This is a genomic window from Nonomuraea sp. NPDC050328 (assembly GCF_044459405.1).
Classification (GTDB): domain Bacteria; phylum Actinomycetota; class Actinomycetes; order Streptosporangiales; family Streptosporangiaceae; genus Nonomuraea.
In genome coordinates, this window is the sequence record NZ_JBITIW010000004.1 from 360427 (window position 1) to 381581 (window position 21155).

Below are 21155 nucleotides of genomic sequence, written 5' to 3' on the forward strand. Positions count from 1 at the left end.
CTGCTTGACTATAAAGGACAACGTCTTTGTCTATCTTAGGAGTACGGCATGCTGGTCCGCGAGCAGGAAACCCGTCGATCGGAAACCGCCACCGGCGTCATGACCACCCTGGCCTCGCCCACGCAGGGCGGCTCCGAGCTGTCGTTGTGGCGGGTCGAGGTGCCGGCCGGCGCCTCGGGCCCGCTGCACGAGATCAGCACCGAGCAGATCTGGACCTTCCTGGCCGGTGGCGCGACGGTGCAGCTCGGGGAGCAGGCGCTGACCGTGACCGCGGGGGACACCGTGGTGTTGCCCGCCGGGGTGACGCGCCGCCTGACGGCCGATGAGGAGGCGGGCTTCACCGCCATCTGCACCGCTCCCGGCACCGCCCGGGCCTCGGTGGACGGCAAGGACTTCGGCGTCCCGTCCTGGATCGCCTGAGCCCCGGGTTTTGGAAGGTCAGGCGGGCAGGCGGTAGGTGCCGTCGTCGAGCACCTCCGCCAGCCCGTCGGCGATCAACCCGTCGAGAGCGCGCTCGCGCTGGATCGCGTCCTCCCAGGTCACGTCCAGCGCGGCCTTCGGCACCGGGCCGTGCGCGCCACGCAGGACGGCCAGCAGCCGTCCCCGGCACTGCCGGTCGGTCCCGTCGTAGGTCTGGCCCTTGCGCGGCGGCCCGTCGTGCGGGGGCTTGCCGGCCAGCCGCCAGGCGCACCGGTCGGCGATCGGGCAGTCCGCGCAGCGCGGGGCGCGTGCCGTACAGACCAGGGCGCCCAGCTCCATCACCGCCACACCCCAGGTCGGCGCGCCCACCTCGGGCAGCAACGACTCGGCCAGCCGCCGCTCGACCGCGGAGGTCGCGGTGGGCGGGTACTCCTGGGAGCGTACGGCTCGCGCGAAGACCCGGCGGACGTTGGTGTCGAGCACCGCGTGCCGCCCGCCGAAGGCGAAGCTGGCCACGGCCGCCGCGGTGTACTCCCCGATGCCCGGCAGGGCGAGCAGGGTCGCGTGGTCGTCGGGCACCTCGCCACCGTGCTGCTCGGTGATCGCCACCGCGCACGCGTGCAGCCGCAGCGCCCGCCGCGGATAGCCCAGCCGTCCCCAGTGCCGGACCGCCTCACCGGGCGCCTCGGCGGCCAGGTCCTTGGGGTACGGCCAGCGCTCCATCCACTCCAGCCAGATCGGCAGCACGCGGGCGACCGGCGTCTGCTGGAGCATGATCTCGCTGACCAGGATGCCCCACGGGGAGGCGTCGGGCTGCCGCCACGGAAGATCCCGGGCATTCGCCGCGTACCAGTCGAGGATGGGGGTCTGCAGGTCGGGCACGAGTAAAGACTACGGCGGGTCGCCGGGCGGGCGAGCCGGGATGTGATCCATGCTGTGCGTATGGAGCCGGACACGTTGCGTGGCGATGGTGGAGACGTCTACTGGCGGCGGCGCATGACCCTGCTGGTGGGCGTCCTCGTGGTGGTCGCCGTCGTGGCCTGGGCGTGTTCCGGCGGGTCAGAGGGGCCGAAGAGCCCGACCGCGAGCGGCGCCTCGGCCAGTGCCTCGCCGAGCGCGGACCCCGTGCTGGCGGGCCTGCCGTCGATCACGCCGTCGCCGACCCCGTCACCCACCGTCACCAAGCCTTCGGTGAAGCCCGCCGCCGCGCGGCCGCGCCGTCCCGGCCAGCCGTGTGACCGCAAGGATCTGGTGCTCTCGTTGCAGGGCCGCCAGGAGGTCTACGCCGGGGACGCCCGGCCCGGGTTCGTCTACACGCTGGTGAACACCGGCCCGGTCATGTGCACCTTCGATGTCGGGCCGCGGGCCATCGAGTTCCGGATCACCTCCGGGGCTGACCGGATCTGGTCGACCTCGGACTGTGTGGCCGGCTCCGGCGAGCAGGTCGAGCGGCTGGAGCGCGGCGTGCCGTACGTGAAGACGGTGGACTGGGACCGGCGCAGGTCGGGGGAGAGCTGCGGCGGCAAGCAGCCGGTGGCGCTGCCCGGGACCTACGTCGCGGTGGTGGACACGGGGGAGATGCGCAGCCGGAAGTCGGTCTTCCACCTGCGGTAGCGAGGGTTAGACGTAGCGTTCGAGGATGGACGATTCGGCCAGCCGTGACAGGCCCTCTCGCACGCTGCGCGCCCGGGACTCGCCCACGCCCCCCACGGCCTGGAGGTCGTCGATGCTGGCGGCCAGGAGCTTCTGCAGCCCGCCGAAGTGGTCCACCAGCCGGTCGACGACCGTGCCGGGCAGGCGCGGGACCTTGGCCAGCAGGCGGAAACCACGCGGGCTGACCGGGCTGTCGAGGGCCTCGTTACCCGCATAGCCCAGCACGGTCGCGACGGCGGCCAGGTCGAGCAAGTCGCTGGGAGAGAGCTGGTCCATGTCGTGCAGCGACTGGGCGAAGCTCTTCTGCCGCCGCCCGGAGCCCGACGGCAGGTAGTCGCGGACGACGAGCTCGCGCTCGGAGTCGACGCCGGCGACCAGCTCGTCGAGCTGCAGGGACAGCAGCCGGCCGTCGGTGCCGAGCTCGACGACGTAGCCCTCGATCTCGTCGGCGATGCGGCGGACCATCTCCAGCCGCTGGGCCACGGCCGAGACGTCCCGTACGGTGACCAGATCCTCGATCTCCAGCGCGGACAACGTGCCCGAGACCTCGTCGAGGCGGTGCTTGTAGCGTTCGAGGGTGGCCAGGGCCTGGTTGGCCTTGGACAGGATCGCCGCCGACTCCTCCAGCACGTAACGGATGCCGTCGAGGTAGAGGGCGATGATCCGCATCGACTTGCTGATCGCGATGACCGGGTAACCGGTCTGCCGCGCGACCCGCTGGGCGGTGCGGTGGCGGGTGCCGGACTCGTCGGTCGGGATGGACGGATCGGGCACGAGGTGTACGGCGGCGCGCACCACCTGGTAGTCGCCGGAGCGCAGCACGATGGCGCCGTCCATCTTGGCCAGCTCGCGCAGCCCGGTGGCGGAGAAGCCCACGTCGAGCTGGAAACCGCCGCTGCAGATCTCTTCCACCACGCTGTCGTAGCCCAGGACGATCAGCCCGCCGGTGTGCCCGCGCAGGATTCGCTCCAGACCGTCGCGCAGTTGCGTGCCCGGAGCCAGGGCTGCCAGGACTTCGCGACGGCGGTCATCAAGTGTCGCCACATGGCCCCCGTGTCGCTCTGTTCCATCCTCAGCTTAGCGGGGACCTGCCACCTGGGGGCGGGCCTCCCGCACTTCACTGGTGTGGCGGCACTGTTTTCGCGGGTCGAGCGGGTCTGGCGGGGCTGTGGAGAGGTCAGGTGACGTGGGTGAGCGCGTCCCACACGTTCTCGGCCTCGACGACCTCGAAACCGGGCGCGAACTGGGTCGGGCCGACCGGCACGAGGGTGCGTTGCCGCCCGGGAGCGCCCCGCCGGCCGCCCTCCTCCAGGGAGCCCTTGGGCACCAGCGCCCGGGTGAAGCCGAGCCGCGAGGCCTCGGTCAGCCGGCGCCGCACGTCACGCACCGGGCGCAGCTCGCCGGCCAGGCCGACCTCGCCCAGGGCGATCAGCCCGGCGGGCAGGGCCCTGTCGCCGGCTGCGCTGGCCACGGCGAGCATGACCGCCAGGTCGATGGCGGGATCGGTGAGCTTGATGCCGCCCACGGTGGCGGTGAAGACGTCGCTGCCGCCCAGCCGGGCGTTGAGCCGGCGTTCGAGCACGGCGAGGATGAGCTGCACGCGGTAGGGGTCGAGCCCGGCGCTGGTACGGCGCGGCTGCTGGGCCTCGGTGCGGGCGACGAGCGCCTGGACCTCGGCCGGCAGCGGGCGGGTGCCCTCGACGGTGACCGTGACGCAGGTGCCGGGCACGGGCTTGCTGCGGTGGGAGACGAACAGGCCGGTGGGGTCGCTGATCCCCTCGATGCCGCGCTCGTGCAGGTCGAAGCAGCCGACCTCGTCGGTCGGGCCGAAGCGGTTCTTCACCGCGCGCACCAGGCGCAGCCGGGAGTGGCGGTCACCCTCGAAGTTGAGCACCACGTCTACCAGGTGCTCCAGCGTGCGGGGACCGGCGATCGAGCCTTCCTTGGTGACGTGGCCGACGATCACCGTGGACATGTCGCGTTCCTTGGCCAGCCGTACCAGGTTGGCGGCCACCTCGCGCACCTGCGTGACGCCGCCGGGCACGCCGGTGGCCTGCGAGGTGCCGATGGTCTGCACCGAGTCGACGACCAGGAAGCGCGGCTGCACCTTCTCCACGTGGCTGACCAGCGCCGCCAGCTCGGTCTCGGCGGCCAGGAAGAGCCGGTCGCGGATCGCGCCGATGCGGTCGGCGCGCAGCCGGACCTGGGAGGAGGACTCCTCGCCGGTCACATAGAGCACCGTCTCGCGCTCGGCGAGCTTGGCCGCGGCCTCCAGGAGCAGGGTGGACTTGCCGATGCCCGGCTCGCCGGCCAGCAGGACCACCGCGCCCGGCACCATGCCGCCGCCGAGCACGCGGTCCAGCTCGCCGATGCCGGTGGTGCGGGCGATGGCGACGTCCGCCTTGACCTGGCCGATCGGGATCGCGGGGGCGCTCGTGGCGCCGCCCTGCACGACCCGGACGCCCTTGGCGGCGCCCTCCTCGTCGACCGTGCCCCACGCCTGGCACTCACCGCACCGGCCGACCCACTTCAGCGTGCGCCAGCCGCACTCGGTGCAGCGGTATCCAGCAGCAGTCTTCGCCATGCGGAGCAGGCTAGCGGCCGGGACCGACAAAGACGGCTCCGCCTGGCCCGGTCCCGAGCCCGTGATGGGCGGCGGTAGGCACGAATGCCTGCAGAGCCGTCGTCACGGCCCCTTAGCTGCGGGCCTTGGCGGAGCTACCGCCGTCCAGCGGTCCGGCCCGGCGGCGATCCTGTTCAGGAACCCTTCACCGCACCCGCCGACTGTCGGGCGGAAGGGGGGATCCGCACGGACGACGACCTCCACCAGTGGCGGTCCGCCCTTTCCGGCGCCGAGGAGGAACGCGATCGCGGCCTGCGTGCGCTCTTCGACCGGTTCGATCTTACGTACGAGGACCGCACCGTACCGACTCGCGAGGGCGACGTCACCCTGGGGATCCTTCGTCCTGGGGCTCGGAGAAGCGCACCCTTCCCGCGCTCTACGACATCCACGGGGGCGGGATGGTCCTCGGGACCCGCCATTCGACGCTGGTTCCGGAGCGCGTGCAGTGGGTTCTTGGTCACCCCCGAGTACACCCTCGCCCCGGAAGCGCGGGCGCCACGCGCGGCGATGGAGTGCGACTCGGCACTGGTGTATCTGGCCGCGCACGCTGACGAGTTCATGATCGACCCGTCTCGGATCATCCTCTCCGGGATCTCGGGAGGCGGGGGTCTGGCCGCCGGCGTCGGGTTGCTCGCACGGGACAACGGGGGACCGCAGCTTCTGGGGCAGATGCTCAACTGCCCCAGAAGCTCGACGACTGCCACCGGACGACCTCGTCGCAGCAGTTCAGCGCAGCGCGGGGAGCGATCGACTCCTGGGTGAGGGAGACGAACGTCTACGCGTGGAACGCGATCCTCGGCGAAGGGCACGAGGAGCGGGAGGTGAGCATCTACGAGTCCCCGGCTCGTGCCGACGACCTGCGAGGGCTGCCTCAGACCTTTATCGACGTCGGCGGATGCGAGGTGTTCCGTGACGCGGCCATCGCCTACGCGTCGACGTTGCTCGCCGGCGGCGTATCCACAGAGCTGCACGTCTGGCCCGGCGGCTACACGGCTACGAGAATTTCGCGCCCGAGGCGGCGGTCTCGATCCGGACGCGTGAGGCGCGAACCAAGTGGCTCGAGCGGGTCCTCGCAGCCGGTCGTGCACGCCCGTAACCCGGCGGCTCGCACCGCTGGACGGGCCTCTGGCTAACGGAGGACCCGGTAGCGAAGGTGGGCCTCGCTCGCGAAGGCGGATGTTTCGAGGCGCTCGAGCTCGATGTGCCGCCCAAGGCCGGCGAACAGCGAGATGCCGTCGCCGAGCAGGACCGGCGCGACGTCCAGGTGGAGCTCGTCGACGAGACCGAGCCGCAGGCACTGTCGTGCGATGCTTCCGCCGAGCAGACTGACCCAGCGGTCCCCGGCCGCTTGCGTGGCCAGCCTGACGGCCTCGGCGATGTCGTCGACGACGAAGGTGTACGTGGTGCCGTCGCGCTCGATCGGCTCATGGGGGCTGTGGGTCATCAGGTAGACGGGGACCTTCAGCATGCCGCCGTACGGGATCTCGCCGTCCTCGATGGTCTGGGTCTTGTTCGCGCCGCCGACCACCGCGCCGATCCGGCTCATCACCGCCTCGACGACGGCGTCGTCCTCGGGGGCAGAAGGCCGGCCGAACATCCAGTCGACCCCGCCGTCCTCCTTCGCCAGGAATCCGTCGAGAGTGATGGTCGCGTGGACGATCACGGTAGCCATGGCCGCTCCTGTCTCGTAGAGGTGAGTCAAGCGACTCACCTCTATCACCGTAGACGTGCGCGTCATGGTGAGTCAATGGACTCACCTCGATGAGATACTGGCCGGATGACACGTGGACGCTCCTCGTACCACCGTGAGGTGGCCGCGACCAACCGCGAGGCGATCCTCGGCGCCGCCGCGCAGCTCTTCCTGGAGTTCGGGTACGACCGCACGCCTCTGGCACGGGTCGCCGAGCGCGCAGGGGTGTCCAAGGCGACGCTCTTCAAGCAGTTCCCGACCAAGGCCGAGCTCTTCGAGGCGACGGTGCTCGCGGCCGGCGGATCGCCGGCTCCGGAGCCGGTCGAGATCCCGACCGGCGACCTCCACGCGGGCCTGGTGGTGCTGGGTCGCGCGTATGCGGAGCTGGTGACCCGTCCTCGCATGGTCGCCCTGATGCGGACCGTGATCGCCGAATCGCCCCACTTCCCCGAGCTGCGCGAGCGGACCTTCGACTTCGGCACGCTGCCTGTACTGCAGGCACTGGGGCGCTATCTGCGGGAGGCGCACTCCGCGGGAAGCGCCGACATCGCTGATCCGGATCTGGCGTCCGCACAGTTCCTCGGCATGATCGCGTCCGCGATCTTCTGGCCGCGGCTCATGCACGGCACGTGGTCGATCACCGAGGAAGAGCAGGCGCGAGCGGTCGACGAGGCAGCCCGGACGATCGCCGCGCGCTTCGCGGCAACTTCCTGACGTGATCGGGGCGGTTGTCAGAAATATGTAGACCGGTCTATTCTCAGGCCATGGGGCAGAAGGGCATGGAAACGCGGAACCGGATCCTGGGCGCGACACTGGATCTGGTCGAGTCCGGAGGGTACGCGGCCGCAGGGCTGAACCAGGTGATCGCGACCAGCGGCGCACCACGCGGCTCGTTGTACTTCCACTTCCCCGAGGGCAAGGACCAGCTCGTCGGCGAGTCGATCCGGCGGGCCGGCCAGGCGGTCGGCGACGCCTTCGAGGAACTGGCCGGGTCCAGCGCGTCCATGGCGGAGTTCGTCGAAGGGATCCTGCGGCATCTGGGTGACCGGCTGGAGGAATCGGGCTGGCGCAAGGGGTGCCCGGTGGCCACGGTTGCCCTGGAGATGGCAGCTACCAGCGACCCGCTGCACCAGGCCTGCTCGGAGGTGTACACCTCATGGGCGGCCGCCCTGCGTGAACGGCTCTCGGGGCGGGCGGACGCCGACGACCTCTCGGTCACCGCCCTGGCCCTGATCGAGGGAGCGCTACTGCTGGCAAAGGCACACCGCAGCAGGCGACCGCTGGAGCAGGTCGCCGGTCAGCTCGCCGCTCTGCTCCGCTAGACGGGCTCGCCGCTGGAGGCGGGCCTTCTTTCTGACCTGAAAATATGTAGACCGATCTATTCAGAGGATTCCTCATGGATGCGATGGTTTTCGGAGCGACGGGTTTCCTCGGCCGGTCCCTGGTGGCCGAACTGCTGGCCAAGGGACAGCGGGTGGCGGCAGCCGTGCGCAAGGACACCCTCACCCCCTGGCTGCACTCACAGAACGTCGACACCAGCGGCCTGACGGTCGTCACGGCCGACATCACCCGGCCGCTGTCGGGTCTGCCCCAGGTGCGTGACGTCTACAACACCGCGGGCCGCTACGCGTTCGGCCTCAGCGTGGAGGAGGCGCGGGCGGCCAACGTGACCGGCGCGCTCAACGTCCTGGAATGGGCCGCGACCCTGCCGGAACTACGCAGGCTCGTGCACGTCAGCGGCTACCGGGTGAGCAACGTGCACCCGGACTACGCCCACCTGGGCGCCTACGAGGCGTCGAAGGCCGAGGGCGATCGTGAGATGCGCGCCAGGGCCGCTGAGCTGGGGGTCCCGCTGAGCATGGCCAACCCCAGCTCGGTGATCGGTCCTGGCCAGTACATCGGTCTGGGCTCGCTCGTGCGGGATCTGTGGAACGGGCGGCTGCCCGCGCTTCCGGGCGGCCCCGACGTCTTCGTGCCGATCGTGACGACCGGCTACTTCTCGCGGTTCCTGGCGGAGATCCCGGCCTCGCCCGAGGTGGAGGACTACTGGGTGCTCGACGAGTCGACGCCGCCACTGCCCGAGCTCGTGGGCGTGGTCGCCGCTCACCTGGGCGTGCGGGCGCCTCGCCGTACCATCCCGCTCGGCCTGCTGCGCCGGCTGCCCAGGAAGATCACCGGGGCCGACCCTGAGACGCTGTCGTTCCTGTCGGCCGATCGCTATCCGACGGGTACGGCTCGCGCGCTCGCCGCCAGGACCGGCCTGCGGATGCCCCCGGCCGGCCAAGCCCTGCGCGCCTGGGCCGACGGCCTGGTGGCCGGCCGCTTCGGCGCCGCGCAGCCGTGGCTGAGCCCGTACGGCTTCCGCGACCGCACGTGGACGATGGGCGAGGCGCACCGGCCCGCGCAGGTCCTGCTGCACGGGCTGCCGATGAACGCCGACCTGTGGGCGCCGGTGGCCGCTCACCTGTCCGGCCCGATCCTGGCGGCCGACCTGCCCGGCCTGGGCCGCTCGGCCGCCACGGACCAGCCGACGCATGAGTGGCTCGCCGACCTGATGGCCCCGGTCCGGACCCGGCCCGCGCTGGTCGCCCACTCGGCGGCCGCGGGGCCGGCGCTCCGCTTCGCCGTCGAGCATCCCGACCGCATCAGCAAGCTCGTCCTCGTCGCCCCCGCCTTCCTGCAGGCGCCGAGCCCGTGGCTCACCCGCTCGCGCTTGGCCGTACCCATGCTGCGCCGCATGTCCGCGGCCCGCCTGGCGGCCACGCTCGGCCTTCCCGAGGGACCGGAGGTGGCGAGCGCCGCGGCGGACCTGCGCCGTCCGGGGGCGGCGGGCCGGGTGATCGCCGCGATGCGCGCCTCCTTCACTGAGCGTGAGGCGACACTGTCGCTGTTGCGGCGTGTGATCGTCCCGGTGGAGATCATCGTGGGCTCGGCCGACCCTCTGACCGTGGACGTCGACCACCCGGTGACCGAGCTCGCCGGAGCCGGGCACTACCCTCAGCTCACCCACCCCGCCGAGCTGGCCCGTCACTTCGAACCACTCACCGCTCCCACGGCTGGGACGACCGCGAACGTCACGCTGAGCTGAGCAGATCCCGCAGACGCGCGAGCCGTACGGCATCGCCCGCGGCCTTGGCCGGGTGACGGTGGGAGGTTCCGGGAAGTACGGCGAGCATGCGGTAGGGGGCGGCGCGCACCTCAGACGTGGAATGCCGGGCAAGCCCTTTCGCCGGCGAGTGGCTGGCCGCTCGTGCCAGCCATCCCGGCGTCGGTGCGGGACGAGCCGTCAGTCAGTGTCAGCGGGGCGGGCGCCCGCGCGCAGGATGTCGGTCATCTCGTCAACGGCGGGTGCCCGGCCGGGCTTCGCGACGGGGGCGGTGATGGCGACCTTGGCCTGCCAGTCCCAGAACCGGGTGACCGCCCGGATCGAGCGGATGCGGTCGTCGCCCAGGCCCTTGGTCTTGGTGGTCGTGGTGAAGTGCCAGGCGAGCCGGTCCGGCAGGCCGCGGTCGTCGTACAGGTACTGCCACCAGATCTCGTCGGCGCCGACGTTCGGGGTACCCGCCGCCTCGCGGAAGGTGGGGGAGATCCGGTACAGCTCCTTGAAGGTGATGGTTCCGCTGTGGGTGTAGATGCGCTTGCGGCGGCCGGTGGCGCGGTCCTTGATCCACGGGGTGACGTTGAAGCGGTCAGCGGTAGCGATCAGCTTGGCCAGGGTGGCGGGTTCCAGCACGTTGATGATCTGGTCGCCGTACGCCGCGGCGGCCCCGCTGGCGCGCCCGGTGCGAAGCCAGGAGCGGGTCTTGGGCAGCAGGTGGTAGAGCCAGCCCTTCGTGCTGATCATGCGGGTCGTCCCGGCGGATGCGAGCAGACCGGCCCAGTAAGCGTCGCCCTTGTCGGCCTCCTGCTGCATGAGGACTTCGCCCTCCAGGTCCACGATGCGGGTGATCTCGGAGGCCGTGGCTCCGGTGGGGCTGAGCTTGAGCTTGCCGGTGCCTCGGAAACCGAGGCCGCCGGTGATCTGCTGACGGGGGGAGTCGTTCTGCCAGAACAGGTCGGTCTGGGCACCACCCAGGAACTCGATCGTGACTCCGGCGCTGCGGGCCAGCAGGGCGCGCACGGTGGCCACCGGGTCGGGGGCGGCGGAGGCGTGGGCGGTGCCGGGGAGGGCGGTGGCGAGAGCCACGGTGGCGATGAGAGCTTTCATGTCCTGTCCGGTGAGGGGGGTGAAGATCGTCGCTCATTGTGGCGGAGCAGGAGAAAGCCTGTCGATTCTGGGGCGAATGTGTTCGTACCGGGCTAAGCGCTCTTCTTTGGACTGCGAGGTCCCCGTCGGACCCGGCTCTTGGGCCGCCATGATGACCTACACGCTCACCGAGGCCAGCGCATCTTAGGGTTTTCTGTCAGGCAGGGCCGCGTACCACGTGCCGTCATGTTCCGGTCCGGGCAGCCACGCCGGGGGATCGGCCAAACCGAGCGCCTCCTCAGCCCAAGCCAGCATGTAGGCGTCCGTGGCCGCAGGCGGCTGCTGGTGGCCCAGGCCTTCGCACGGTGGGAGCTCAGCGTGCGAGGAGCACGGCCGAGGAGGACACCCGCGATCATGGTCCCTCGGCCACACCATACGGCTGGCCGACCCGTCGTCGGCGGAGGAACGGCCGGTTCTCTGACCGGCGAGGAACCGGAGATCTGCGTGTCGGCAGCTCGGATGTCTGCCACGGGTGCCAAGTCCTGAGCACGAGCTGCCGAGACGACGGAGACTTGGGTGTCGGCCGTGCGGAGATCATCGCCGGAGCTCACGCCACCAGGATAACGATCAGCGCCGGATCCGCCCTGTTTCGCGGCCGTCCGGGACGGACGCCGCTTGCTCGCCATGCGGGGTTCTCAGCTACTCGGTTTGTAGGGCGGGGCGATTCCCCAGCCCCACCGGGGTACGGGAGCCTGGTCCATTGGGGTGGCGCCGGGCTGGGAGTTGGCGAGGGCGAGCCGGGTGCCCCATTCGATGTAGCCCATGAACGCGGCGCGGAACTCCGGGTCGTCCGGCAGGCCGACCTCGTCGGCGGCGTCGGCCAGCAGGCTCACCCAGCGGCGGCGCTGGGCCTCGGTGATCGCCTTGCCGAGGTGCATGCGCAGCATGTGCGGGTAGCCGCCGCGCTCGCCGGTGTAGCGCGCCGGGCCGCCGAAGACCTCCGCCAGCCACATGGCCACGTATCGGGGGTGGTCCGAGTCCATGTGCGCGAACAGCGGCCCGATGAGCTCGTCGGCCATGACCTTTTCGTAGAAGCGTTCGGTGAGCCGTTCCAGGGCCTCGGTGCCGCCCAGCCACTCGTACAGGGTGGGGACGGAGCCGCCGGCGCCGCGCACCGCGGTCGGCTTGTAGTGGCGCATCTCCTCGATCATCCCGATGTACGGGCGGATCTCCGCCAGGAAGGCGGGGAACAGCTCGCCGCGCCTGAATCCTTCGAGGTGGTCCTGGGCCGAGGTCCAGGCGATCCGCAGGGTGTAGCAGGCGGGCTCGTCCACGCAGCGGCTGAGTTCGTAGTCGACGCACTGGGGCGCTTGCGCGAGCAGGCGGGAGGCTCTGCCGTAGGCCTGCTCGAACTCCGCCGAGAGTTCGTCGGGGAGGCGGTAGCGGATGTACTCGACGATCATCGGAGCTCCTCCGGGAGACGGTGATCAAAACCTTAACGCCAATGTGTAATCGTGTAATAGCCCCGTCGCTGAGGAAGGCACAAGCCAGTGCGGAACAGGTCCTACTTCACCGCGGAGGACTTGGCGTGCCAGGTGTCGCACGCGCCGGTGGTGCCAGCCTTCCAGCCGCGTTCCATCCAGGTCACCTGGGTGCGGGGCAGGCCGTGGCTGCGGTCCCAGGAGGCTTCCTGGTCCCAGCGGGCGGTGTAGGCGCGGTAGTCGTCCCAGGGCGCGCGGGAGGGGAACATGGAGTCGTAGAGCGCGCCGAGCGCGACCCCGGCGAAGCACTCGGTCTGCAGCTCCGAACGCCGGTTGACCAGGTCGGCCGCCTTGCGGCCCTTCTTCTCGGCCTGCCAGAAGGCCTTGTCGATGTAGCTCATGTAGCCGGACATCTTCTGGACGTGGTGACCGTACTCGTGGGCGGTCAGGATGGCCAGGTCGATCCGCATCTCGGGCCAGACGTCGTCGGGGCGCACGACGACGGTGAAGCGCTTGTCCTCCTTGAGCCCGGCCAGGTCGCAGTACATGCCGCCGGCGTTCTTGCCCCACTCCAGCCCGCAGAAGCGCGCCGGGGCCTTGCGGACGAAGGTGGCGCCGGGCGGGGTGTAGCGGAGCCCGGCACGGGCGAACTCGCGCTTCCAGAACCGGTCGAGGCAGCCCTTCACCGCGGTGAGGTAGCGCTTCATGGTGTCCCACTTGCGGACCTTGACGGCCGGGGTGCCGCTGCAGGACAGGGCCTTGGCCTTGCTGAGCTTGTTGAGCGGGTTGTGGTCACGCGCCTGGTCGAAGGCGGGCGGCGCGCTCGGGCTGGGCTGCCGCGGGGCGGTGGCGGCCGCGGCCCTGGCGGGAGCGGCCGTCGGGGTGGGCGTGGGAGCGGGCTCGGAGGCGGCCGGAGGAGCGGTCGCACAACTCGCGAGCAGCAGCATGCCGACCAGCAGAAAGGGGGATTTGCGGAGCACGTCCGCAAATCATGCCATATGTCTGGTTTGTCGGAACTAGTGCTCCAGGCCGAGCTCCTGGACGAGCAGGCGCTTGGGCTTGGCGCCGACGATCTGCTTGACCGGCTCGCCGTTCTGGAAGAGCAACAGCGTGGGCAGCCCCAGCACCCCGTAACGGGCGCCGATGTCGCCGTACTCGTCGTAGTTGAGCTTGCCGATGGTCAGGCCGTACTCCGCCTCGATCTGCTCCAGCACCGGCGCGACCATCCGGCACGGCCCGCACCACTCGGCCCAGAAGTCGACCAGCACCGGCTTGTCGGCCTGGAGCACCTGCTCCTCGAAGTTGTCGGCGGTCAGAGTGATCATGAAATTCTCCTCGTGCAACTGGCTGCGAGCTGGGCGGAGACCTCCGCGCGGCGAAGGAGCAGGGCGCGGATCTCGTCGTCGATCTCGGCGATCTTCCGCCGGTAGACCGCGACCGACTCCGCGCAGGAGCCGCCCGAGGGGTGGCCGCCGCGCAGGCAGTCGACGAAGGGCCGCGTGTCCTCCAGGGTGAACCCGATGGACAGCAGCGCCCGGATCTCCGTGACGAGCTTGACGTCCTCTTCGGTGTACTCCCGGTAGCCGTTGCCGCCGCGCCGGGCCGAGAGCAGGCCGTGCTGCTCGTAGTACCGGAGCGAGCGCGGGCTCACCCCTGCCCTTCGGGCCAGCTCTCCGATCCGCATGCCTCCAACGTAAACGTTGACGCCTGTGTCAAGGTCAAGCGGGTCACAGCGACAGGTCGCGGAAGGCGGTCGCGGACGGGTGCAGGTTGACCAGGTCGGGCGCGGGCCGGTAGCCCGGCACCACGCTCAGGTCGAACCCCTGGGAGAAGCCCCGCACCTTGGCCGGCCCCGGCTTGAGCACCAGGGTGACCTCCACGCCCTCGGGGGGCGGGTTGAGGAAGGCGACCCCGCGAGCCCGGCCGACCCGGATGCCCTCGACGGTGAACTCCGCGCCGCCGGTCACCTCCAGGCCGATCTCGTTGCGGCCGCTGAGCCGTACCCGCACGGTACGGCCGGCCGCGGCGCTCTCGTCGGCGAGCACCTTGATCTCCGGAGCCGCCAGCGGAGCGGGCGGCGCGGCGATGGCCGGGGTGTCGCGGCCGAAGAAGTGCTCGGCGTCGACCGGCCCGCCCGCGACGCCCTCGGCCGGCGGCACGCTCCACGCCGCCTTGCCGGTGGCGGTGTCGAGGGCGTAGGCGAGATGCTGCTGCCTCGGGTGGGCGACGTCGAAGCGGTCCACCGCGAGCCCGCCGCCGGTCAGGGCGAGCGCGACCACCGCCGCGAGCGCTGGCACCGGCCAGCGCGCGGTGGCCAGCAGAGGCGTGACCAGTAGCAGGAAGAGCGCGAAGGTGGGCGCCGCGACCAGGCCGCCCATCACCAGCCCGAGTCCGAGACCGCTGAGCGCCGAGCCGACCAGCAGCACAGCCCCCGGAGCCAGGCCCAGGGTCAGCGCGGCCACCGCGGGCCAGCTTGAGGGAAGGGCTCCAGGCGTCCGGTCGAGGCGGAGCGCGGCCAGCCAGCCGAGCGCCGCGGCCAGCGCCGGCCAGGCGTAGGGGTGGGAGCCGCCCGGCAGGAAGAGCGCCGAGAGCACGCCGAGCAGGGCCACGACGACGACACCGCCCGCGCCCAGCGCCGCTGCGGTCAGCCGCCGTCCGCGCAGGAGCACGAACCAGCCGGCCACCAGCGCCGCCGTGGCGACCAGCAGCGCCGCCTGGTACAGGCCGGGCCGGTAGGGGTCGCCCAGCAGCATGCCCGCGTACTCGGGCCGGATGAGCTCCAGCAGCGGCATGAACCCGGCGGCCAGCCCGGCCGCCCCCGCGACCGGCAGCAGCGCCAGCCCGGCCGCGGCGGCGGTGGCCGGCAGGCTGAGCAGCGCCCGCCGCCGGAGCACGACGACCAGCAGCCCGGCCGCGACCAGGCCGAGGAGCGCCACGGGCAGCTCCAGCCAGGCCGGGTAGCGCACGAACAGGCCGGGGACGTTGAAGTAGACGAGTTCCTGGCCGTTGCGCAACGTCGCCAGATCCGCCGCGCCGAGCGCGGTCGCCAGCGCGAGGGTGTTCTCGCCCATCTGCTGCAGGCTGCCGCGGTCGAGGTGCGCGGGGTCGTCGAGGGGCGTGTGGTAGTACGCGCCGCCTCCGACGATCGCCGAGTCGAGGGCCAGCCAGTTCGCCTGGGTGAAGGCGGTGAAGTCGGTGTCGTTCGGCAGCATCTTCATGATCGCCGCGAAGCCGGAGTCGGCCGCGGGATGCGGTACGGCGGAGCCGTACAGGCTCATCAGCGGCGCGCTCCCCGCCGAGGCGCGGAAGGTGAGCACCGGCCCGGTGACCCCGCGCGCCTCGTTGTTGACCACCACCACGGGCCCGTCGCCCAGCGCCCGCTCGCGGGTGAGCGCCTCGGCGCCCAGCAGGCCGACCTCCTCGCCGTCGGTGAACAGCAGCACGAGGTCGTTCTTGAGCGCGCGCGGCAGCCGCGACGCGGTCTCCAGCATCGTCGCCACCGCGATGCCGTCGTCGGCCGCGCCCGGCCCGGCGTGCACCGAGTCGTAGTGCCCGGCCAGCACCACCTTGCCGGTGGGCGCCGTGCCGGGCCGTACCGCGATGATGTTGCGCGTCCGCGCCAGCGGGATCACGTCGTCGGCCAGCTCGCGCGGGAACTTGCCCACCGCCTCGTGCACCCGCGTCTCGAAGCCCAGCTCGCGCAGCTCGGCCAGCAGGTGCTCACGGACCCGGTCGTTCTCCGCCGACCCGGTCGGCCGCGGCGCCTTCGCGACCGCCTCGACGTGCCGGAAGGCCCGCTCGGCGCTGAACCCGGCGGCTCCGGCCCCCGCGGGCGCCGGCGGCGCGACGTCCCAGACGGTCAGCGCGGCCAGGACGGCGAGGCAGGCCAGGGCGATGTATCCCCTCATGCCTCCGAGGCTAGGGAACGATCAAGCGCCTGGATTCGGCCTCGGGGACCATCCCGGCATCCGCCGAAAGAGTGACATCGGAGGGGAAGAACCGCCACCGCAGCACGTTCGGGTAGGGCAGGTCGAGGCCGGGGGTCTCGGCGGCGGCGGCCTCGGCCACCTCGGGGCTGAACTCGATGCGGAGCACGGCCTCCAGGTCGGCCCGGGTGGCGAAGCTCATCCGCAGGTCGAGCTCCTCGCGGTGCCAGCCCTGCCGGGCCCAGAAGGTCTCGACGCGTTCGGGGGAGTACTGCGGCACGGTCCGGCGGAACCAGCGGCCGAAGGAGCCGCGGGTGGCGTCGAGGTCGATGACGAAGGCGGCGCCGCCAGGTCGCAGCACGCGGGCGAGCTCTGCCAGGCCGGGCTCGCAGCCGGGGCCGAAGAAGTAGGCCCAGCGGGCGACGGCCACGTCCACGGAGCGGTCGGGCAGGGGGAGCGCCTGGGCGGTGGCGGTGTGCACGGTGACGCCGGGCAGGGCGGCGCAGCGGCGGCGGGCGGCGGCGGCGAGGTCGCCGTGCGGCTCGACGCCGATCACCGCACGGGCGTGGGCGGCGTAGGCGGGCAGGTGGTAGCCGGTGCCGCAGCCGACGTCGAGGATGGTGGCGCCGTCCCAGCTCCGCAGCTCGCGCAGCCGCCGGTCGGCCACCCCGTCGGGATCGACCGCGCGGTTCTCCGTCTCGTAGACGCCCGGGGTGTTCCAGATGTTCGGACTGGGGATCGCCCCCTTCTGTATGCGTGGCATGGTTCAACGATAGGAGCGAGCGCGGCTTAGGCTGGCAACGTGGCAGACGTCATCCGCGTGCCCAATGCGAAGATCGCATTGTCCACGGCTTCGGTATATCCGGAACGCACTCCCGACGCGTTCGAGCTCGCCGGGCGCCTCGGCTACGACGGCGTCGAGATCATGGTCGGCGCAGACCCGGTGAGCCAGGACATCGACGTCATCGAACGGCTGTCGGACCACTACCAGGTGCCGGTGCTGGCCATCCACGCGCCGTGCCTGATCGTCACGCAGCGCGTGTGGGGCCGCGACCCCTGGGCGAAGCTCGTGCGCGCCCAGCAGGCCGCCGAGCGGCTCGGCGCCTCGACGGTCGTGGTGCACCCGCCGTTCCGGTGGCAGCGCGACTACGCGCGCGACTTCGAGACCGGTCTCGCCCGCATGCGCGACGAGACCGACGTCGTCTTCGCGGTCGAGAACATGTTCCCGCTCAAGGCCAGGGGCAAGCAGGTCGTCCCGTACTCGCCCGACTGGAACCCGATCGACTTCGACTTCCCGAACGTCACGCTCGACCTGTCGCACACCGCGGTGTCCGGCAGCGACGCGATGGAGATGGCGGTCAAGCTCGGCGACCGGCTCGCGCACCTGCACCTCGCCGACGGCAAGGGGGTCACGAACCTGGACGAGCACCTCGTCCCCGGCCGTGGCACCCAGCCGTGCGCGCAGGTCCTGGAGCGGCTGGCCAACACCGGCTTCACCGGCAACGTCGTCCTGGAGATCAACACCCGCAAGGCGGCCAGCCGTACCGAGCGGGTCGACGACCTCGCCGAGGCGCTGGCCTTCGCGCGGCTGCACCTCGCGACGGCCTCATGATCGAACGTGCGCTGGGCCGGGTCTTCGACCGGGTCGCCGACGCCTACGACGCGGCCCGGCCGGGCTATCCGGACGGGCTGTTCGAGGCGCTGACCGAGCTGTCGGGCGTGCGTCTGCCCGGCGCGCTCGTGGTGGACGTGGGCGCGGGCACGGGCATCTCGACCCGCGCCCTGCTGGCGCACGGCGCGCGCGTGGTCGCCCTCGACCCGGGCGCGGGCATGCTGGCCCGGCTGGTCGCGCGCACCGACGACACCGGTACGGCAGGCGCCGTGCTGGCCGACGGCAACGCGCTCCCGCTGCGGGACGGCGTGGCCGACCTGGTGTGTTACGCCCAGTCCTGGCACTGGCTCGACCCCGTCGCCTCGATCGCCGAGGCCCGGCGGGTGCTCCGCCGTACGGGCAGGGTGGCCGCCTGGTGGAACACGCACGACACCGCGCGGGCGGAGTGGCTGGCCGCCTACGAGGCGCGGCTGGCCGAGCTGGCGCCGGAGTACTGGGGCCCGGCGCACCCGGAGTGGCGGGTGCCGTCGATCGCGGCGGTGCTCGACGTCGAGGAGCGCTGGATCCCGTGGACCAGGCTGGTCGGCGTGGAGGAGTTCCTGCTCGACCTGCGCTCGCACTCCTACATGGCCGCGCTGGAGCCCGGCCGGGCCGACGAGCTGGTCGGGCGGCAGCGCGAGCTGCTGCGCGAGGCGGCGACCGACGGCATGTTGTCCGTCCCGGTGCGCGTTTACCTGGCGGTGGGCGCGTGAGCGAGGGCGCCGCCCGGCGGCCGGGTCGCCGGCCGGGTTCGGTGGACACGCGGGGCGAGATCCTGTCCGCGGCCCGCCGGGTGTTCGCGGAGAAGGGGTTCGACAAGGCCACCGTGCGCGGGATCGCCAGGGAGGCGGCGGTGGACCCGGCGCTGGTGCACCACTATTTCGCCTCGAAGGAGGGCATCTTCGCGGCGGCGATGCAGCTCCCGATCAGCCCGGAGGACGTGGTCCCGCACGTGCTGGAGGGGCCGCGGGAGGAGATGGGCGAGCGGCTGGTCCGGCTGATCCTCGGGATCACCTCCGACCCGGAGCGCCGCCAGTCGGTGATCGCGCTGCTGCGCTCGGCGGTTACCAACGACCAGGCCATGGGCATGATCAGGGAGTTCATGACGAACGCCCTGCTGTTCCGTGTCGCCGACACGCTCGGGGTGCCGCGGTTGCGGATGGAGGCGGCCTTCGCGCAGATGTTCGGTCTGGTGATGGGCCGCTATGTTCTGTGCCTGGAGCCGCTGGCGTCCGCGGACGTCGAGGAGCTCGTGGAACTGGTGGCTCCGACGATCCAACGCTACCTTGACCCATAGAGCAATGTTCTAGATGGTAAAGTTACCCGCCAGTAGGAATCCTGGCGGGTACGTGGATGACCGGCCGTCGTACGCTGGCAGCCAACGCAATTCTGTGGGAGGGGCCTCGTGCTCTGGGTAGCGATCGTCGCGCTCGTCATGACCGTCGCGGCGGTGGCCGTCGCCGGTCGCCGTGCGTTGTTCCTCTTCAAGCTGGCCACCTCCGGTCCACCCGCGCCCGAGCGCGTCGAGTACGCCAAGACGCACGTGCCCGAGGAGCTGAAGGCGCAGATCGTCGAGGTGTTCGGGCAGAAGAAGCTGCTCAAGTGGACCGCCTCCGGCGTCGCGCACTTCTTCGTGATGTGGGCCTTCTTCATCCTGCTGACCGTCTACATCGAGGCGTACGGCGGGATCATCCAGGGCGCGATCACCGGCCGGCCCAACTTCCACATCCCGCTGATCGGCCAGTGGTCGGTGCTGGGCTTCCTCCAGGACTTTATCGCGGTCGCCTGCCTCCTCGGCCTGGTCGCCTTCGCGATCATCCGGATCAAGAACTCGCCGAAGACCGAGGGCCGCAAGTCGCGCTTCTTCGGCTCGCACCTGGGCGGCGCCTGGCTCGTCCTGTTCATGATCTTCAACATCATCTGGACGCTCTTCCTGGCCCGTGGCGCCGCCGCGGCCAACGGCAACCTGCCCTACGACGGCGGCGCCTTCGTCTCCCTCGCGCTCGGCGAGGTGCTGCCGGCCAGCGCGCTGCTGGAGGAGATCGCCCTCCTGCTGCACATCGGCTTCATGCTGGTGTTCCTCATCATCGTGGTGAACTCCAAGCACCTGCACATCTTCACCGCGCCGCTCAACGTGCTCTTCGGCCGCCGCCCCGACGGGCTCGGCGCCGCCGAGGAGATGCGGATCGACGGCAAGCTCGTCGACTTCGAGGACGAGGACCTCGACCCGGAGAAGCTGGGCCGCGGCAAGATCCAGGACACCACCTGGAAGGGCTACCTCGACTTCTACTCCTGCACCGAGTGCGGACGTTGCCAGTCGCAGTGCCCCGCCTGGAACACCGACAAGCCGCTGTCGCCGAAGATGCTCATCCTCGACCAGCGCGACCACGCCTTCAAGATCGCCCCCTACCTGCTCCCCGGCGCCGACACCTCGCACGCCGGCCAGGACGTGCTGGCGCTGCTGGAGAAGCCGCTGGTCGGCGAGGACGGCGTCATCCACCCCGACGTGCTGTGGTCCTGCACCAACTGCGGCGCCTGCGTCGAGCAGTGCCCGGTGGACATCGAGCACATCGACCACATCCTCGACATGCGCCGCTACCAGGTCATGGTCGAATCGTCCTTCCCCTCCGAGGCGGGCGTGATGATCAAGAACCTGGAGAACAAGGCCAACCCGTGGGGCATGTCCGAGATGAAGCGGGCCGACTGGATCGAGGAGCTCGACTTCGAGGTCCCGCTGGTGGACGAGAAGCTGCCCGAGGACACCGAGTACCTCTTCTGGGTCGGCTGCGCCGGCGCCCTGGAGGACCGCGCGAAGAAGACCACCAAGGCCGTCGCAGAACTGCTGCACATCGCCGGCGTCAAGTACGCCGTGCTCGGCCCGATGGAGGCCTGCACCGGTGACCCGGCCCGCCGCCTGGGCATGGAGTTCATCTTCAACATGCTCGCCAAGCAGAACATCGAGACGCTGAACGAGGTCGGCGCGAAGAAGATCGTCGCGACCTGCCCGCACTGCTTCAACACCCTGGCCAACGAGTACCCGGCGCTGGGCGGCACCTACGAGGTGGTCCACCACACGCAGTTGCTGGCCAAGCTGGTCGACGAGGGCAAGCTGGTGCCGGTCACGCCGATCGAGGAGAAGATCACCTACCACGACCCGTGCTTCCTCGGCCGCCACAACAAGGTCTACAGCCAGCCCCGCGACATCATGTCGAAGGTGCCCGGCGTCCAGACCCAGGAGATGCACCGCCACAAGGACCGCGGCTTCTGCTGCGGCGCCGGCGGCGCGCGCATGTGGATGGAGGAGCGCATCGGCAAGCGCATCAACACCGAGCGCGTGGACGAGGCGCTGACCACGAATCCCGACACCGTCTCCACGGCCTGCCCGTTCTGTCTCGTGATGCTCGGTGACGCCATCAACGAGAAGAAGAACGGCGGCGAGGCCAAGGAGTCGCTGGAGGTCGTGGACGTGGCCCAGCTCCTCATCCGCTCTGTCAAGTCCTGACAAGGCCGCAGGTCAAGCCCGAA

The 21155-nt window shown here is 71.0% G+C and carries 22 protein-coding genes; 11 read left to right on the forward strand and 11 right to left on the reverse strand.

The features are described 5' to 3' along the window. The first annotated feature begins 48 nt into the window (after positions 1-48). Complete coding sequence (locus ACIBG7_RS17950) at positions 49-420, forward strand: cupin domain-containing protein (RefSeq protein WP_357929279.1); 372 nt, start codon at positions 49-51, stop codon at positions 418-420. An 18-nt stretch (positions 421-438) separates the two neighbouring features. On the opposite strand, the gene ACIBG7_RS17955 is transcribed toward ACIBG7_RS17950, so the two are convergent. Continuing rightward, positions 439-1194, reverse strand: a complete 756-nt coding sequence (locus tag ACIBG7_RS17955; protein WP_357929476.1) for an A/G-specific adenine glycosylase — start codon at positions 1192-1194, stop codon at positions 439-441. A 168-nt stretch (positions 1195-1362) separates the two neighbouring features. Here ACIBG7_RS17955 and ACIBG7_RS17960 point away from each other — a divergent pair, with 168 nt between their 5' ends. Continuing rightward, positions 1363-2034, forward strand: a complete 672-nt coding sequence (locus ACIBG7_RS17960) for a hypothetical protein (protein ID WP_397336900.1) — start codon at positions 1363-1365, stop codon at positions 2032-2034. Positions 2035-2040: 6 nt separating this feature from the next. Here the strand turns inward: ACIBG7_RS17960 and disA are convergent, their stop codons facing one another. Together disA and radA are read right to left on the reverse strand one after the other, a co-directional pair. Next, complete coding sequence (gene disA, locus ACIBG7_RS17965; RefSeq protein WP_357929273.1) at positions 2041-3117, reverse strand: DNA integrity scanning diadenylate cyclase DisA; 1077 nt, start codon at positions 3115-3117, stop codon at positions 2041-2043. A gap of 133 nt (positions 3118-3250) precedes the next feature. Continuing rightward, on the reverse strand, positions 3251-4657 hold the full coding sequence (gene radA, locus ACIBG7_RS17970) for a DNA repair protein RadA (protein ID WP_397336901.1): 1407 nt from the start codon (positions 4655-4657) through the stop codon (positions 3251-3253). An 84-nt stretch (positions 4658-4741) separates the two neighbouring features. Here radA and ACIBG7_RS17975 point away from each other — a divergent pair, with 84 nt between their 5' ends. Both ACIBG7_RS17975 and ACIBG7_RS17980 read left to right on the forward strand, forming a co-directional pair. After that, positions 4742-5458, forward strand: coding sequence for an alpha/beta hydrolase fold domain-containing protein (locus ACIBG7_RS17975; protein ID WP_397336902.1), 717 nt, complete (start codon positions 4742-4744; stop codon positions 5456-5458). Further along, on the forward strand, positions 5374-5829 hold the full coding sequence (locus ACIBG7_RS17980) for an alpha/beta hydrolase fold domain-containing protein (protein ID WP_397337128.1): 456 nt from the start codon (positions 5374-5376) through the stop codon (positions 5827-5829). The genes ACIBG7_RS17975 and ACIBG7_RS17980 overlap by 85 nt, the downstream gene beginning before the upstream one ends. Here the strand turns inward: ACIBG7_RS17980 and ACIBG7_RS17985 are convergent. Beyond that, complete coding sequence (locus tag ACIBG7_RS17985) at positions 5826-6368, reverse strand: dihydrofolate reductase family protein (RefSeq protein WP_357929267.1); 543 nt, start codon at positions 6366-6368, stop codon at positions 5826-5828. The two genes, ACIBG7_RS17980 and ACIBG7_RS17985, sit on opposite strands and share 4 nt — an antisense overlap. Before the next feature lie 138 nt (positions 6369-6506). Here ACIBG7_RS17985 and ACIBG7_RS17990 point away from each other — a divergent pair, with 138 nt between their 5' ends. From ACIBG7_RS17990 to ACIBG7_RS18000, 3 genes are all read left to right on the forward strand, one after another. Continuing rightward, entirely contained in the window at positions 6507-7100 is a 594-nt protein-coding gene (locus ACIBG7_RS17990; RefSeq protein WP_397336903.1) for a TetR/AcrR family transcriptional regulator, read from the forward strand. Between the two features lie 65 nt (positions 7101-7165). Then, positions 7166-7708 carry a TetR/AcrR family transcriptional regulator gene (locus ACIBG7_RS17995; protein WP_397336905.1) on the forward strand — a complete coding sequence of 181 codons (543 nt, stop codon included), beginning with the start codon at positions 7166-7168 and terminating at the stop codon, positions 7706-7708. 74 nt (positions 7709-7782) lie between these two features. Then, positions 7783-9474, forward strand: coding sequence for an alpha/beta fold hydrolase (locus tag ACIBG7_RS18000; RefSeq protein ID WP_397336906.1), 1692 nt, complete (start codon positions 7783-7785; stop codon positions 9472-9474). A gap of 198 nt (positions 9475-9672) precedes the next feature. Here ACIBG7_RS18000 and ACIBG7_RS18005 read toward each other — a convergent pair whose 3' ends face one another. From ACIBG7_RS18005 to ACIBG7_RS18035, 7 genes are all read right to left on the reverse strand, one after another. Continuing rightward, positions 9673-10593, reverse strand: coding sequence for a hypothetical protein (locus tag ACIBG7_RS18005; RefSeq protein WP_397336907.1), 921 nt, complete (start codon positions 10591-10593; stop codon positions 9673-9675). 674 nt (positions 10594-11267) lie between these two features. Further along, entirely contained in the window at positions 11268-12035 is a 768-nt protein-coding gene (locus ACIBG7_RS18010; RefSeq protein WP_397336909.1) for an antibiotic biosynthesis monooxygenase, read from the reverse strand. A gap of 101 nt (positions 12036-12136) precedes the next feature. Continuing rightward, entirely contained in the window at positions 12137-13033 is an 897-nt protein-coding gene (locus tag ACIBG7_RS18015; RefSeq protein ID WP_397336911.1) for a neutral zinc metallopeptidase, read from the reverse strand. Positions 13034-13069: 36 nt separating this feature from the next. Next, the gene (trxA, locus tag ACIBG7_RS18020) at positions 13070-13378 is read right to left on the reverse strand and encodes a thioredoxin (RefSeq protein ID WP_357929251.1); all 309 of its coding nucleotides are present in this window, start codon (positions 13376-13378) and stop codon (positions 13070-13072) included. After that, on the reverse strand, positions 13375-13737 hold the full coding sequence (locus ACIBG7_RS18025) for a MerR family transcriptional regulator (protein WP_357929248.1): 363 nt from the start codon (positions 13735-13737) through the stop codon (positions 13375-13377). Before ACIBG7_RS18025 ends, trxA begins: the two co-directional genes overlap by 4 nt. A 43-nt stretch (positions 13738-13780) precedes the next feature. Continuing rightward, positions 13781-15961, reverse strand: coding sequence for a M28 family peptidase (locus ACIBG7_RS18030; RefSeq protein ID WP_397336912.1), 2181 nt, complete (start codon positions 15959-15961; stop codon positions 13781-13783). 10 nt (positions 15962-15971) lie between these two features. Then, positions 15972-16742, reverse strand: coding sequence for a class I SAM-dependent methyltransferase (locus ACIBG7_RS18035; protein WP_397336913.1), 771 nt, complete (start codon positions 16740-16742; stop codon positions 15972-15974). A gap of 39 nt (positions 16743-16781) precedes the next feature. On the opposite strand from ACIBG7_RS18035, the gene ACIBG7_RS18040 reads away from it, so the two are divergent. The 4 genes from ACIBG7_RS18040 (at position 16782) to ACIBG7_RS18055 (ending at position 21132) form a co-directional block, all read left to right on the forward strand. Then, a complete protein-coding gene (locus tag ACIBG7_RS18040) occupies positions 16782-17591 on the forward strand; it encodes a sugar phosphate isomerase/epimerase (protein WP_357929228.1) in 810 nt (269 codons plus the stop codon). Continuing rightward, positions 17588-18343, forward strand: coding sequence for a class I SAM-dependent methyltransferase (locus ACIBG7_RS18045; protein WP_357929225.1), 756 nt, complete (start codon positions 17588-17590; stop codon positions 18341-18343). The genes ACIBG7_RS18040 and ACIBG7_RS18045 overlap by 4 nt, the downstream gene beginning before the upstream one ends. Further along, entirely contained in the window at positions 18340-18927 is a 588-nt protein-coding gene (locus ACIBG7_RS18050) for a TetR family transcriptional regulator (protein WP_357929222.1), read from the forward strand. The genes ACIBG7_RS18045 and ACIBG7_RS18050 overlap by 4 nt, the downstream gene beginning before the upstream one ends. A 108-nt stretch (positions 18928-19035) precedes the next feature. Next, complete coding sequence (locus ACIBG7_RS18055) at positions 19036-21132, forward strand: (Fe-S)-binding protein (protein WP_357929220.1); 2097 nt, start codon at positions 19036-19038, stop codon at positions 21130-21132. Positions 21133-21155 lie beyond the last annotated feature (23 nt).